A 15,022-nucleotide genomic window follows, 5' to 3' on the forward strand; every position below is an offset into this window, starting at 1 on the left:
TAATTCATATTTTTAATTACTCATTTAAAGGATTTGCTTTTATAGCATTTCTAAGTCTTTCTTCATCCACATGTGTATATATTTGAGTAGTAGATATATTTTCATGTCCTAATATTTGTTGAAGACTTCTTATATCTACATTAGCGTGTTTGTACATAAGTGTTGCTGCAGTATGTCTTAATTTATGAGGAGTGTATTTTTTTATATCTAGACCAGCATTTAATAAGTGCTTTTTTAGCATAAGTTCTACTGCTCTTTTAGATATCCTTGTATATTTGTTACTTATAAAAAGTGCTTCTTTATCAATAATTTTATCCAAATTTTTATTTCTAACAATGAGATAATTATTAATAGCAGTTAAACATGCTTGATTTAAATATACAGTTCTTTGCTTATTTCCTTTACCTATAACAGAAAGAACATCATCTCTTATATCTGATATATTAATATTGCATAATTCAGAAATTCTTAAGCCACAATTTAAAAAAATTGTAATTATACAAAAATCTCTTTCTTTATATTTCCCATCAATAGAATTTAGTAATTTTTTGCTCTCTTCTAAATTAAGATATGCAGGATGTCTTTTGCTTATTTTAGGAGATTCTAGGTCTAAAGCAGGATTTTCATTTATTATTTTAGCTTTATTTGTCAGATATTTAAAAAAAGACTTTAAGCTAGCAACTTTTCTAGATCTTGCGTAAGAACTATTATTCCTATATTTTTCTACAAAAGATAAAAATGCATAAAGATCTGTTAATTTTATTTTATTCATAAAATCATCGTCAATATCATCAATAGGAATATTATTAAATTCAATATTACTATCGGTAGGTATCATTTTTTTATATATTTTTAAAAATCTAAAAAATAAGACCAAATCAAATTTATATGCTTGTATTGTATTGGGAGATTTACCTTTTATAATTTCTAAATAATTAAGGAATCCTATCAAACAGGAAGGTAATTCGTTATGTATTATAATATCATCGATATTATGTTTATATTTCATATAATTCATTTTCCTTTCTTGTTTTATTTACTAATTATAATATATTTAATAATATACTATAATTAATTTTATCAATATGGGTTACTCCTGTCAACCACTTCGCGAAATGTATATTTCGCGAAGTGGTTGATTTTAATGATAAGCATAAGACTTTTAAATAATTAAAGTTTTATGCTTATCATTAATTAATTACAATTCAATTTTAATATCAATCATATTCTCTTCTAAATTATTTTTTTCTAATATAGGTTTTACATATAAGTCTAAAAAATCAGTAACTTGTTGAGGAGCTCTTCCTGTAAATTTTTGAGGGTTGATAAAGCTTATTATTTCTTCTTTAGTCATATTAAAATCAGAATCTTTAGCTATTCTATCTATTAAGTCATTTTCTAGTCCAAATTCTTTTACTTGTTTTGCAGCTTCCATAGAATAACGTCTAATTTTTTCATGTAATTCTTGTCTATCTCCACCTCTTTTTACAGCTTCCATTAGTATATTTTCTGTAGCCATAAATGGTAATTCGTTATTTATGTGGGATTGAATAACTTTTTCATATACTACCATGTTGCTAGCTATATTAATATATAAGTTTAAAACTCCATCTAATGCTAAAAACGCTTCTGATACTGCTATTCTTTTGTTAGCAGAATCATCAAGTGTTCTTTCAAGCCATTGAGTAGAAGCTGTTATTGCAGGATTAAGAGAATTAATTATTATGTATCTACATAATGCGCCCATTCTTTCACTTCTCATAGGATTCCTTTTATAAGCCATTGCCGAAGAACCAATTTGATTTGTTTCGAACGGCTCTTCTATTTCTTTCATATTTTGAAGTATGCGCAAATCATTGGAAAATTTATATGCACTTTGAGATATTTCAGATAAAGTATTTAAAATTATAGAATCAACTTTTCTTGGATAAGTTTGACCAGTTACTGGAAAAGCTTGTTCAAATCCCATCTTCTTTGTGACAAGTTCATCTAATTTTTTTACTTTTTCTGTGTCCCCATTAAATAGCTCCATAAAACTAGCTTGAGTTCCAGTAGTTCCCTTTACTCCTCTAAATTTAAGATTTTTAATAACAAAATCAAGATTTTCTAAATCCATTAGCAAATCTTGAATCCATAGTGTTGCTCTTTTACCTACTGTCGTTAATTGAGCTGGTTGAAGATGTGTAAACCCTAATGTAGGCAAATCTTTATATTTTAATGCAAATTTTGAAAGATGTTGAATAACAGTAATAATTTTTTTTCTTATTATAAGCAAAGCTTCCTTCATAATAATTAAGTCAGTATTATCACCAACATAACAACTTGTTGCACCTAAATGAATTATTCCTTTTGCCTTTGGACATTGAAGACCATAAGCATATACGTGGCTCATAACATCATGTCTTGTTATTTTTTCTCTATCTTCTGCATCTTCATAATTTATATTATCAATATTTTCTTTCAATTCTTGTATCTGTTCATCTGTTATATTTAAACCTAATTCCTTTTCACTTTCTGCTAAAGCCACCCAAAGTTTTCTCCAAGTTTTAAACTTCATCTCATCAGAAAATAAAAAGCTCATTTCTTTTGAAGTGTATCTCTTAGTTAAGGGAGTTACATATGTATCTCTTGAGTAGTTCATGGGTATCCTCCTTAAAATAAGTATATTTTAAAATTAATGTAGATAAAAATAAAATGTAAACAAAAAGGCTCACTTGTTTGAGCCTTTTGTCTATTCTTCTAAAGAATCAATTAATTTAACAATTTCTTCAACTGCTAGATTTTCATCATCTCCAGATGCTATAACTTTAACAGTTGAGTTTTTTGTAACTCCTAATGATAAAACTCCAATTAAGCTTTTTACATTAGCTTTTCTTCCATTAAATTCTATACTCACGTCTGATTTAAATGATGATGCTTTCTTTACTAATAAAGTTGCCGGTCTAGCATGCAGTCCTGTTGAATTTTTAACCAAAACTTCTTTAGTTACCAATTTTATCACCTCTAAACATTTATAATAGATTATCATCATTATTATATCATTATCTACATGTAGATTACAATGATAAAATTATTATTTTATCATTGTAATCGTTAAAAGAGTTTCACCTACTTTACTAGCTTTATAATTTATATCTATATTATCAATTAATTCAGAGTTTGTTATTACAATTGGAATTATAGGCGAAACATTCATTTCTATAAATTCCTTGTCAAAAAACATAAGCTTATCTCCACATTTTACTTTATCACCTACTTTAACGTAATTAGCAAACCCTCGTCCTTCTAATTTTACAGAATCAATACCTACATGTATCAAAATCTGAATGCCTTCTTTAGTTTTTATTGCAATAGCATGTTTATACTCATAAACTAATGTTATTTCTCCATCTGCAGGAGAATATATAAAATTGCCTTCAGGGTAAATAGCAATTCCTTCACCCATAATTTTTTTATTAAATAAATAATCATTAACTTCCGATAATGGCATAACTTTACCATCTACAGGGAGTATTAGTCTAATCAATTCATTCATTATTTTTATTAACCTCCTTATAAATTATTTAAAAAATGTTCAATTCTGTCTAACCCTAATTTTATATTTTCAAATGAAGTAGCATAAGAAAGCCTTACATAGTTATCTGCTCCAAAAGCAATACCAGGTACAACAGCAACTTTTTCTTTTTCTAATAATATATCAGAAAATTCTAAAGAATTATTAATAATAAAATTATTATTAATTCTTTTGCTTAATAAATTTGATATATTTACCATAACATAAAAAGCTCCATCTGGTTTTATAGAAGATATGTATTTCATGTTGTTTATTCTATCAACCATATAATCACGTCTTTTTTTGAATTCATTTTTCATATTAATTACATAGCTTTGAGGGCCATTAAGTGCTTCTAATGCAGCATATTGTGCTATAGAGTTTGGATTTGATGTTGTATGACTTTGAATATTTGACATGATTTTAATTAAATTTTCATTTCCAGAAGCAGCATATCCAATTCTCCAGCCAGTCATAGAATAGGATTTTGATACCCCGTTTATAACTACAGTTCTATTAAAAGCATCTTCAGAAATACTAGCAATGCTTGTATGATTTTCATTACTATATATAAGTTTTTCATAAATTTCATCTGATATAATTATTAGATTATATTTTTTAGCAAATAATGCAATATCATTTAATTCTTTTTTTGTATAAATAGTTCCTGTAGGGTTATTAGGACTATTTAATACTATTGCTTTAGTTTTATTTGTAACTACTTTTTCTAATGAAATTTTATCATATTTAAATAAATTATCTTCTTTTGTATCAACAAATACTGGTACTCCACCATACAATTTTACAAGTTCTGGATAACTCACCCAATATGGAGTAGAGATAATAACTTCATCACCAGGGTTTAAAATTGCTTGAAATACATTAGATAAAGACTGTTTTGCACCAGTAGAAACTATAATTTGTTCTGAAGAATAATTTAAACTATTATCAATTTTAAATTTTTTTGAAATTGCTTCTTTTAATTCTTTTATCCCTGATGTAGCTGTATATTTTGTGAATCCATTTTTTATTGCGTTTATAGCTGCTTCTTTTATATTAGAAGGAGTATCAAAATCTGGTTCACCTGCTCCAAATCCAATAACATCTATACCTTCTGATAACATTTTTTTAGCTTTTGCGTCAATAGCTAATGTAATAGACGGTGATATTTCCATAGCTTTTTGTGAAAAGGTCATTTTATATTCCTCCAATACTTACATTTATTTTTAACATAACCTTAAAATTAAATACAATATTTTATATTTAATTTTATTTTAAATATTGTTTTATAACTAACATAATATAATGGCAAAAGTATATCTATTATATAATTATAATAATGATATTATTAATAATATATCATTTAGTATTTCTTATGTAAATAATTTTATAAATAAAAAATTATAGGACTTGAATTAAATATCAAGTCCTATAATAAAAATATTATCTAGGTTGAATAAGAAGTTTAATTGCAGTTCTTTCTTCACCATCAATTTGTATATCTGTAAAAGCAGGAATGCAAATTAAATCGATTCCAGTTGGAGCTACAAAACCTCTAGCTATGGCAATTGCTTTTATTGCTTGATTAAGTGCTCCTGCTCCTATAGCTTGAATTTCTGCATTCCCACGTTCTCTTAACACTCCTGCAAGAGCTCCTGCTACTGAATTAGGACTAGATTTTGCTGAAACTTTTAATACTTCCATAAATAAATACCCTCCTGTGAATTTTATAACTTAAATTTCTTTATTATATTTATTCTACATATAAATAAAAAATCCTTTTTTATTTATAAAAATAATCTGCTGATATAAAATCAGCAGATTATTTTATTTTGCATATTCAATTGCACGAGTTTCTCTTATAACATTAACTTTTATTTGACCTGGATATTCTAATTCACTTTCTATTTTTTTAACTATATTTCTTGCTAATTCTGCTGCACCTGCATCATCTACATCTTCAGGCTTTACAATAATTCTTATCTCTCTTCCAGCTTGAATTGCATAAGATTTTTCAACCCCTTCATAGAGATTGGCAATTTCTTCTAATTTTTCTAGTCTTTTAATATAAGCTTCTAAAGTTTCGCGCCTTGCTCCTGGTCTAGCTGCAGAAATAGCATCTGCTGCTTGCACAAGTATCGCTTCTAAGCTTTGAAATTCTATATCACCGTGATGAGCGCCAATTGCATTAACTATTATAGAAGACTCATGATATTTTTTTGCAATATCTGCACCTATTAAAGCATGTGGCCCTTCTATTTCATGATCAACAGCTTTACCTATATCATGGAGCAATCCAGCTCTTTTAGCAATTGTAACATCTAATCCTAATTCCGAGGCCATTAATCCAGCTAAATAAGAAACTTCTATAGAATGTTTTAGTACATTTTGCCCATAGCTAGTTCTATATTTTAATCTTCCTAAAAGTCTAATTAGCTCAGAATGTAATCCATGTATTCCAGTTTCAAAAGTGGCTTGTTCTCCTTCTTCTTTAATATGATTTTCAACTTCTTTTTTAGCTTTTTCAACCATTTCCTCAATTCTTGCTGGATGAATTCTACCATCTACAATTAATTTTTCTAAAGCTATTCTTGCAACTTCTCTTCTTATAGGATCAAAACCAGAAAGTATCACTGCTTCTGGAGTATCATCAATTATTAAATCAATACCAGTAAGAGTTTCTAGAGTTCTTATATTTCTTCCTTCTCTTCCTATAATTCTTCCTTTCATTTCATCATTAGGTAAAGATACCACATGAACTGTTGTTTCTGCTACATGATCTGCAGCACATCTTTGAATTGCACAAGTTATTATTTCTCTAGCTTTTTTGTCTGCTTCTTCTTTAGCTTTATTTTCTATTTCTTTTGCTAATAAAGCAGCATCATGTTTAACTTCTTTCTCTACTTTATCTAGTAATAACTGTTTTGCTTCTTCAGAAGTTAATCCAGATAACCTTTCAAGTTCCTCTCTTTGTTTAATATAAAGAACTTGTATTTCTGATTCTAAATTTTCAATTTCTTGTTGCTTTTTATTAAGATTTTCTTCTCGTTTTTCTAACGTATCACTTTTCTTATCAAGCAACTCTTCACGCTGAATTAATCTTCTTTCAAGTCTTTGAATTTCATTTCTTCTATCCCTTAATTCTTTTTCAAAATCAGTTCTAATTTTATGAGCTTCTTCTTTAGCTTCTAAAACAGCTTCTTTCTTTAAAGATTCTGCTTGCTTAGAAGCTTCTGCTAAAAGTTTTTTAGCCTCTTCTTCAGCTTGTGAAATTTTTGCTTGAGATATATTTTTTCTTACATATATTATAGCGCAAATAATTGCTATAATAACTAATATAACTCCAAAGATTAATAAATATATTCCTTGTTGCCCTTTCATACAAACACCTCCTTTGCTTTTTACATATAAAATAATCAAATATAAAAGCCAAAAAGGTGTTGTATTTATTTAATTTACAACATTTAAATATGCTAAACCAGTATTTGTATTTTATTGTATAATATTTTTATTATACTGTCAAGGTACAAAAATATTCAATTACATAAATAAAAATATAAATTTATTTTTTTGATTCATCCTTTAAAGTATCTTGATTTTTATCTTTTGATTTTACATTTGTAATTAATGGAAGAGAATACTTTTCTCTAATTTTGTTTTCTATTTCAATAAGTATCTCATTATTCTCTTTTAAAAATTGTTTTGCATTCTCTCTTCCTTGACCTAATTTAGAATCATTGTAAGAAAACCAAGCTCCACTCTTTTGAATTATTTCTTCTTTAACTCCAACATCAAGAACATTTCCTTCTCTAGATATACCATGACCATACATTATATCAAATTCTGCTTGTTTAAAAGGTGGTGCTACCTTATTTTTAATAACTTTTACTTTTGTTCTATTTCCAATAATATCTTCACCTTGTTTTATAGAATCTGTTTTTCTAACATCTAATCTAACAGATGCATAAAATTTTAATGCTCTTCCTCCAGGAGTAGTTTCAGGATTACCAAACATTACACCTACTTTTTCACGAAGCTGATTTATAAATATAGCAACACATTTAGATTTATTTATTGAACCTGCAAGTTTTCTAAGAGCTTGAGACATTAGTCTTGCTTGGAGACCAACATGCGAATCGCCCATCTCTCCTTCAATTTCTGCTCTTGGAACTAAAGCTGCAACAGAATCAATTACTACTACATCTACTGCATTAGATCTAACTAATGCTTCTGTAATTTCTAAAGCTTGTTCTCCTGTATCAGGTTGAGAGACTATCAAATTATCAATATCTACACCCAAAGCTTTTGCATAAGTAGGATCTAAAGCATGTTCAGCATCAATAAACGCTGCAGCTCCTCCGTTCTTTTGTGCTTCTGCAACAATGTGAAGAGCAACTGTAGTCTTACCTGAAGATTCTGGCCCAAAAATTTCTATAATTCTACCTCTAGGTACTCCTCCAATTCCTAAGGCTATATCTAAATCTAAACAGCCTGTTGATATTGAATCAAGGTTTAAAACACTGTGTTCTCCTAACTTCATAATAGAACCTTTTCCAAACTGTTTTTCAATTTTATTCATAGCATCTTCAATAGCTTTTAATCTTTCATTATCCATAATATCCCTATGATAGGGTTCACTTCCTTTCTTTTGTACGAACATTTGTTCTATATAATTATATACTAATAATTTTATTTGGTCAACGTTATATTAATAAAAAGTCCATTATATATAGCCTTTATATATAATGGGAACTTTTTATATGATAGCTAAATTATAGCCTTAATTTTCATATAATAATCATTTGTCTATCTTTATTACTTCTTTATTTTTTATAAAATAATCTATTCCTGACAAAATAGTTATTACGACAGCAACATACATAACTATTTTTGAAAAAATTATAAAAAATGTATTGCTATAAGTCAAATTAATTAAACTAAGTATTATAGCTATTATTTGAGTAAAAGTTTTAATTTTTCCCCACCAGCTTGCAGCAATAACAATTCCTTCAGAAGCTGCAATAGAACGTAACCCTGTTACGGCAAATTCTCTTGCAATAATAACCATTGCAATCCATGTTGGTATAATTTTAAATTCCACAAGAGATATTAAAGCTGCTGTCACTAATAATTTATCTGCTAAAGGATCCATGAATTTACCAAATCGAGTTATTTGATTTCTACTTCTAGCTATGTATCCATCAAGTTTATCAGTAAGAGCGGCTAAAATAAATACGGCTGTGGCTATTATTGTTCCATATGGTATTTCTTTAACAGCTATAAAAATTAAAAAAACTGGTACAAGAAAAATTCTAATAATTGTAAGTTTATTTGCAAGATTCATTATATACAACTCCTATTAAATCATATTCTAAAGCTTTTGTTATTTTAATAGGTATTATCTCACCTATTCTAAAATTTTCGTTAGAAGAAAGGAATACATTACCATCTATATCAGGAGCCATTTCATAACTTCTTCCATAATATATTCCATTTTCATATTTTTCAATTAAGACATCATATATATTGCCAATTTTATTTTCATTTAGTTCTCTAGAAATTTGTTGTTGTAAAAGCATTAATTCTTCTTTCCTTAACTTTTTAATATTTTCATCAATTTGATTACTCATAGTTGCAGCCACAGTACCTTCTTCTTGAGAATATTCAAATACTCCAAGTTTATCAAATTTAAAATCTTTTATAAATTTTTTTAATTCATTAAATTCATCCTCAGTTTCTCCTGGAAACCCTACTATTATGGAAGTCCTTAAACAAATATCTTTAATTTCTTTTCGTATCATATTAATATTATTTATTATATCTTCTTTTTTACCTCTTCTATTCATTCTTCTTAAAACACTATTGCTAATATGTTGAATAGGCATATCTATATATTTACAAACTTTTAAATTATTTTTTATTTCTAATATTAATTCTTTTGTAATTTCTTCAGGATATGCATACATCAGTCTTATCCATTCTATGCCCTCTATTTGAGATAGTTTTTTTATTAAAAAAGGAAGTTTTTTTTCATTATATATATCAATGCCATACATAGTAGTATCTTGTGCTACTAATATAAGCTCTTTAACACCATTATTAGCAAGTATTTTAGCTTCGTTAATTATATCTTCAATTTTTCTACTTCTGTATTTACCTCTTATTTTTGGAATTACGCAATAAGTACAAAAATTATTACATCCTTCACTTATTCTTAAATAGGCTAAATGTTTATTTGTAGTTAAAACTCTTTCACCATCATATATAAAATTATCATTATCTTCACAATATAATAATTTATTATTATTTTTTAAAAAAATATCAATACTTTCTAGTAATTTATCATAGTTATTTACTCCTAAAATAATATCTATTTCAGGCATTAGATCTAATAATTCTTCCTTGTAACGTTGACTTAAGCATCCGGTAACAATTAAAATTTTACATTTATATATTTTTTTATATTTAGCCATTTCAAGTATAGTATTTATAGATTCTTGTTTAGAAGATTCTATAAATCCACAAGTGTTAATCAGTATAATGTCTGCTTCCTTAGGATCAATAACTAACTCATACTTTTTGTTTAATTTTGCAATAACAAGTTCTGAATCAATTCTATTTTTATCACATCCTAAACTTATAATACCAAACTTTAGTTTTTCCACAAAATTTCCTCCTATTACTATAATACATATTTATTTTAGTTTTAAATTGAAAAATTAACAAGTTATTTATTAAATAAAATTTATTTATTTTATTTATAGACATATATTTTAAAAGTTACTTTATTTCTTTATAATTAAATTTTTAAAACGAATGTAATTATACATTTAAATTTATTATTCAATTAGAAACTTTATAGTTAAAATTTTCTATATTATTTTTATCCGCTAAAATTTGTCTTGGTTTACTGCCATCTCTAGCAGATATTATTTTTAATTCTTCCATTTGTTCAATAATTCTTGCTGCTCGATTATAACCAATTCTTAATTTTCTTTGAAGCAGAGAAGTAGATGCTTGTCCTGCTTCAAATACTATTTTTATTGCTTCATTTATTAATCCATCAAGTTCTTCAGAATTAGATTTATCTGAAGAATTATCTAATTCTTCTAAAATTTCTGTTTTGTATTCAATTTCTGTTTTTTGATTTTTAATAAACGAAACTACTTTTTCCACTTCTTCTTCAGATATAAATGCTCCTTGAATTCTAATAGGTTTTGATTCGCCAAGAGGATAAAAAAGCATATCTCCTTTACCAAGTAATTTTTCTGCACCAGAACAATCTAAAATTGTTCTAGAATCTATTTGGCTTGAAACAGCAAATGATATTCTAGATGGTATATTTGCTTTTATAACACCAGTAATAACATCAACAGATGGACGTTGAGTAGCAATAACTAAATGCATTCCTGCAGCTCTAGCCATTTGTGCAAGTCTTCCTATATAATCTTCAATATCATTAGGGCAAACCATCATTAAATCTGCAAGTTCATCTATAATTATAACAATCCAAGGGAGTTTATCTCCTAATCCACTTTTAGATATTAATTCGTTATAACCTTCTATATTTCTTACATTGTTATCTGCAAAAAGTTTATATCTTTTTGTCATTTCATTTACAGCCCAGTTTAATGCTCCTGCAGCTTTTTTAGGTTCTGTTACAACTGGTATTAATAAATGAGGGATACCATTATAAATACTAAGTTCAACGACTTTAGGATCTATCATTAAAAGTTTTACTTCTTCAGGGGAATATTTATATAATAAACTAATAATTAAAGTATTGATACATACACTTTTACCTGATCCTGTTGCCCCAGCAATAAGAACATGAGGCATTTTTGTTAGATCTGCCACTACACAATTCCCAGAAATATCTTTTCCAAGACAAAAAGCTAAATTTTTATTTGGACTAATAAATTCCTGTGATTCTATAACCTCTCGAAGGAATACTGGCATTAATTCTTTATTAGGAACTTCTATCCCTACTGCAGATTTTCCTGGTATAGGTGCTTCTATTCTAACTCCTGAAGCCGCTAAATTTAAAGCAATATCATCTGCTAAATTGACTATTTTACTTACCTTTACTCCAGCATTTGGTTGAATTTCAAATCTCGTTACAGAAGGGCCTTTAGCTACTTGTATAACCTTAGCTTCAACTCCAAAACTAATTAAAGTTTCTTCAAGTTTATTAGCACTATTTATAAGTTCTTTTTTGTCTTCCTTATTTAATTTAGAAAAATTATTTATATTTAACAATTCTGAAGAAGGGACAATATATTCTGTTTCTAAATCATTAAAATTTTTATTTATTTGTTCTTCTAGTTCTTTATTTATTTGTTCATTAGAATTTTCATTATTTTGAACAAGTTTATAATCATCTGCATTATTAATCTCAGATGATTTCATAAAATCAATTATTTTTATTTTATTATTAATTTTATTTATAAATTTATCTTTATCTTCCAATACAAAAGAATCATCATTATTAAAATTTTCTTTTGTATCTATACTATTTTTATCATTTTTTTTAATTTTAACTCCTTTTTTAAAACTTAATTTTAAATATATTATAATATTATATAATGAAATTTGCCATATTAATATAAAAGATAAAATATATATAAAAATAAATATAACATAAGAGCCTATTGTTCCAAAAAATTTATTTAATAAAATGTCAATTAAATAACTAATTATTCCACCATGTATAATAGTACTAGAATTATACATTTTAATTATGCCAGATATTACATCATTATCGTAATATCTTTTTAAGTTAATCATTTGAATAGTTAATAAAATATTAAAATATAATAGCAAATATCCGTAAAGTTTATTATTAAAAATAATTTTTCCTTTTTTTATTATATAACAAAAACCTATAAAAATTATAAAAAAAGGGAATATATATGCTCCTACTCCTAATACAAACAAAAAAATTTTTTTTATATATTGTCCTACAATTCCCGAAGAAGAGGAGGAAAATAAACTAATTAAGGATAAAATACCAAAAGTTATATATATTAATCCTTTAATATCATTATTATAATTTTTTTTATTTTTTTTTGTAGTCAAATTATGCACCTCCATACTTTTATATTCTACATAATTAAAAAATATCCTTTAATCATATTTTAAAATTTATTTTAAAAAATAGCATAAAAAAACCACAGATCTAAATCTATGGTTTTTTTGTGCTATTTTTTTTATTACTTATAAGTTCTTCTAATTTTTTTAAAGCTTCACTTATTCCACCTATATCATCAATTAAACCATACTCAACTGCTTGCTTTCCAATAAGTATAGTTCCCATATCATTTAATAATTCATCCGTTTGCAGCATAAGCTCTTTTAATGTTTCCCTTTTTATTCTACTTGTTCTAATTATAAACTCAATAATTCTTTCTTGCATTTTATTAAAATATTCAAATGTTTGAGGTACTCCTATGACTAATCCATTCATTCTAATTGGATGAACTATCATCGTAGCAGTTGGTGAAATAAAAGAATAGTTTGCAGAAGTTGCAAGCGGAACTCCTATTGAATGTCCTCCTCCAATTACAAGTGAAACTGTAGGTTTACTTAAACTTGTAATCATTTCAGCTATAGCTAAACCTGCTTCTACATCTCCACCTACAGTATTTAATATTATTAATACCCCTTCAATTGAAGGATTCGTTTCAATAGCAATTAATTGAGGAATAAAATGTTCATATTTAGTAGTTTTTGTTTGAGGCGGAAGCATTAAATGGCCTTCTATTTGGCCTATAATAGGCAATACTTGAATTCTTTCATCAATTTTTGTTATATTTGTTACTCCTAACTCTTTTATGTTTTCAAAATCTTTTTTATCATTTTCTTCTGACATATTACATTCCTCCCAACACAAATTTAGTTTATGCAGAAGGAGATTTATATATACATGCTTTATCCTAATTTAAATTCTGAATGAAGAACTTTGATAGCATCTTCAGTAAATTTTTCTTCAACTAAACACCAAATAGTTGTATGTGAATCTGAGGTTTGAAGTACTTCTATATTAGCTTTTGTAAGAGCTTTTAGCACTCTTGCCATTACACCTGGAACACCTTTTATATGATTGCCAATTAAAGAAATTTTACTACATTTATAAATGCAACTATATTGTAAATTTAATGTTTTCATTATGTTTTTAAATTTATTTAAATCTTTTTCACTAATAGTAAATATATTTTGCTTTGGAAAAACATTAATTAAATCTATACTTATCATATTTTGTGCAAGTATGTCTAATAGTCTAAAATAGTTATCATTATTTTGGTTCTCATTTAAGCTAACTTTAACTTGAATCCTATTATTCATATAAGTTATTCCAGTTATAATATTGTTAAAATTTAAAGAACCTGTATTATTTATTACAGTACCATTACAATTTTTTAATGTATTTTTAATTATTAACGGAATATTTCCCTTCATAGCAATATCTACAGCTCTTGGATGTATAACTTTTGCACCTTCATCAGCAAATTGAAAGACCTCATTATAGCTTATTTCTTTAATTAATGCAGCATCTGATACAATTTTAGGATCAGCTGTCATAATCCCGTCTACATCAGTATATATTTGAATTTCTTCAGCATTTAGAGCTACACCAAGTAAAGATGCAGTAACATCACTTCCGCCTCTTCCTAATGTAGTAATACATCCCGATTCAGTTTGACCTTGAAAACCTGCAACAACAGGTACTTTTTTATTATTAATTATATTTAAAATTTTTTTAATATCAACATTTATTATGGAAGGATTGTTAAAATTATCATCTGTAATAATTCCAGCTTGCCCTCCTGTAAGCGGAATTGCCTCTATCCCTGCGTTATTTAACTCATCACACATAACTACAGTACTTATAATTTCTCCACAACTCATAAGCAAATCTGTAGCTAAAGGATTTTTTTCTTTTAATTCATCACTTATTAATGATAATAAAGTATCTGTTGCATAAGGATCTCCTTTCCTTCCCATAGCAGAAACAACAACAACAGGTTGAAATCCAGTTTTTAAAGCATTTATTATTTTATCGATAACTAATAATCTTCTTTCATGCGTAGATACAGATGTTCCACCAAATTTTTGTACAAGTATTTTCATCATATACCTCCATTACATTCTAGTTCTTTTAAGGGTATTTTCTTCCGCATCTAAGATTATAGTTCTAGAACCAATTTTTTTTATATATTCCCAAGGTACTTCTATAAACTCATTCCCACCAAATAAAGAAAATCTTGTTTTTTGACTATTAAGTATTAAAAATTTTAAATTACCTTCTTCATCTACTACTATATCATTATTACCTAGATAGCTATATTTTTCTCCATCATTAATATTTATTATTTCATATTTTTCCATTTCGCTATAATATTTTATATTATCACTCATAGTTCTCCCCCTTTTAAATAAGGACATTATTATAATAAAATATTATGATAG

General features: G+C 26.6%; 14 protein-coding genes. All 14 read right to left on the minus strand.

Going from position 1 to position 15,022, the window contains the following annotated elements:
• Positions 1-16: 16 nt before the first annotated feature.
• Positions 17-1,009: a tyrosine recombinase XerC gene (locus EGD97_RS01395; protein WP_407643115.1), complete on the minus strand. Its 993-nt coding sequence runs from the start codon at positions 1,007-1,009 to the stop codon at positions 17-19.
• 189 nt (positions 1,010-1,198) lie between these two features.
• Positions 1,199-2,641: an adenylosuccinate lyase gene (gene purB, locus EGD97_RS01400; RefSeq protein WP_078681647.1), complete on the minus strand. Its 1,443-nt coding sequence runs from the start codon at positions 2,639-2,641 to the stop codon at positions 1,199-1,201.
• A gap of 90 nt (positions 2,642-2,731) precedes the next feature.
• The gene (locus tag EGD97_RS01405; RefSeq protein WP_078681646.1) at positions 2,732-2,992 is read right to left on the minus strand and encodes an HPr family phosphocarrier protein; all 261 of its coding nucleotides are present in this window, start codon (positions 2,990-2,992) and stop codon (positions 2,732-2,734) included.
• Between the two features lie 81 nt (positions 2,993-3,073).
• Positions 3,074-3,535: a PTS sugar transporter subunit IIA gene (locus EGD97_RS01410; RefSeq protein ID WP_078681645.1), complete on the minus strand. Its 462-nt coding sequence runs from the start codon at positions 3,533-3,535 to the stop codon at positions 3,074-3,076.
• Positions 3,536-3,552: 17 nt separating this feature from the next.
• Positions 3,553-4,749, minus strand: a complete 1,197-nt coding sequence (locus EGD97_RS01415) for a pyridoxal phosphate-dependent aminotransferase (protein WP_078681644.1) — start codon at positions 4,747-4,749, stop codon at positions 3,553-3,555.
• 247 nt (positions 4,750-4,996) lie between these two features.
• Positions 4,997-5,257: a stage V sporulation protein S gene (locus EGD97_RS01420; RefSeq protein ID WP_078681643.1), complete on the minus strand. Its 261-nt coding sequence runs from the start codon at positions 5,255-5,257 to the stop codon at positions 4,997-4,999.
• A 123-nt stretch (positions 5,258-5,380) separates the two neighbouring features.
• A complete protein-coding gene (gene rny / locus EGD97_RS01425; protein WP_078681642.1) occupies positions 5,381-6,934 on the minus strand; it encodes a ribonuclease Y in 1,554 nt (517 codons plus the stop codon).
• A 181-nt stretch (positions 6,935-7,115) separates the two neighbouring features.
• Positions 7,116-8,168 (minus strand): recombinase RecA, encoded by a 1,053-nt coding sequence (gene recA, locus EGD97_RS01430; RefSeq protein ID WP_078681641.1) that lies wholly within the window; start codon positions 8,166-8,168, stop codon positions 7,116-7,118.
• 183 nt (positions 8,169-8,351) lie between these two features.
• Complete coding sequence (gene pgsA, locus EGD97_RS01435) at positions 8,352-8,897, minus strand: CDP-diacylglycerol--glycerol-3-phosphate 3-phosphatidyltransferase (protein ID WP_078681640.1); 546 nt, start codon at positions 8,895-8,897, stop codon at positions 8,352-8,354.
• The gene (gene rimO, locus EGD97_RS01440; RefSeq protein WP_127836388.1) at positions 8,881-10,218 is read right to left on the minus strand and encodes a 30S ribosomal protein S12 methylthiotransferase RimO; all 1,338 of its coding nucleotides are present in this window, start codon (positions 10,216-10,218) and stop codon (positions 8,881-8,883) included. The genes pgsA and rimO overlap by 17 nt, the downstream gene beginning before the upstream one ends.
• 178 nt (positions 10,219-10,396) lie before the next feature.
• Positions 10,397-12,646 (minus strand): DNA translocase FtsK, encoded by a 2,250-nt coding sequence (locus EGD97_RS01445; protein WP_078681638.1) that lies wholly within the window; start codon positions 12,644-12,646, stop codon positions 10,397-10,399.
• 91 nt (positions 12,647-12,737) lie between these two features.
• Positions 12,738-13,424, minus strand: a complete 687-nt coding sequence (locus EGD97_RS01450; RefSeq protein ID WP_078681637.1) for a ClpP family protease — start codon at positions 13,422-13,424, stop codon at positions 12,738-12,740.
• Positions 13,425-13,483: 59 nt separating this feature from the next.
• Positions 13,484-14,683 carry an aspartate kinase gene (dapG, locus tag EGD97_RS01455; protein WP_078681636.1) on the minus strand — a complete coding sequence of 400 codons (1,200 nt, stop codon included), beginning with the start codon at positions 14,681-14,683 and terminating at the stop codon, positions 13,484-13,486.
• Positions 14,684-14,695: 12 nt separating this feature from the next.
• Complete coding sequence (locus EGD97_RS01460; RefSeq protein WP_078681635.1) at positions 14,696-14,971, minus strand: YlmC/YmxH family sporulation protein; 276 nt, start codon at positions 14,969-14,971, stop codon at positions 14,696-14,698.
• Positions 14,972-15,022: the final 51 nt, after the last annotated feature.

The organism is Clostridium prolinivorans (assembly GCF_004011155.1).
GTDB lineage: Bacteria > Bacillota > Clostridia > Clostridiales > Clostridiaceae > Clostridium_AT > Clostridium_AT prolinivorans.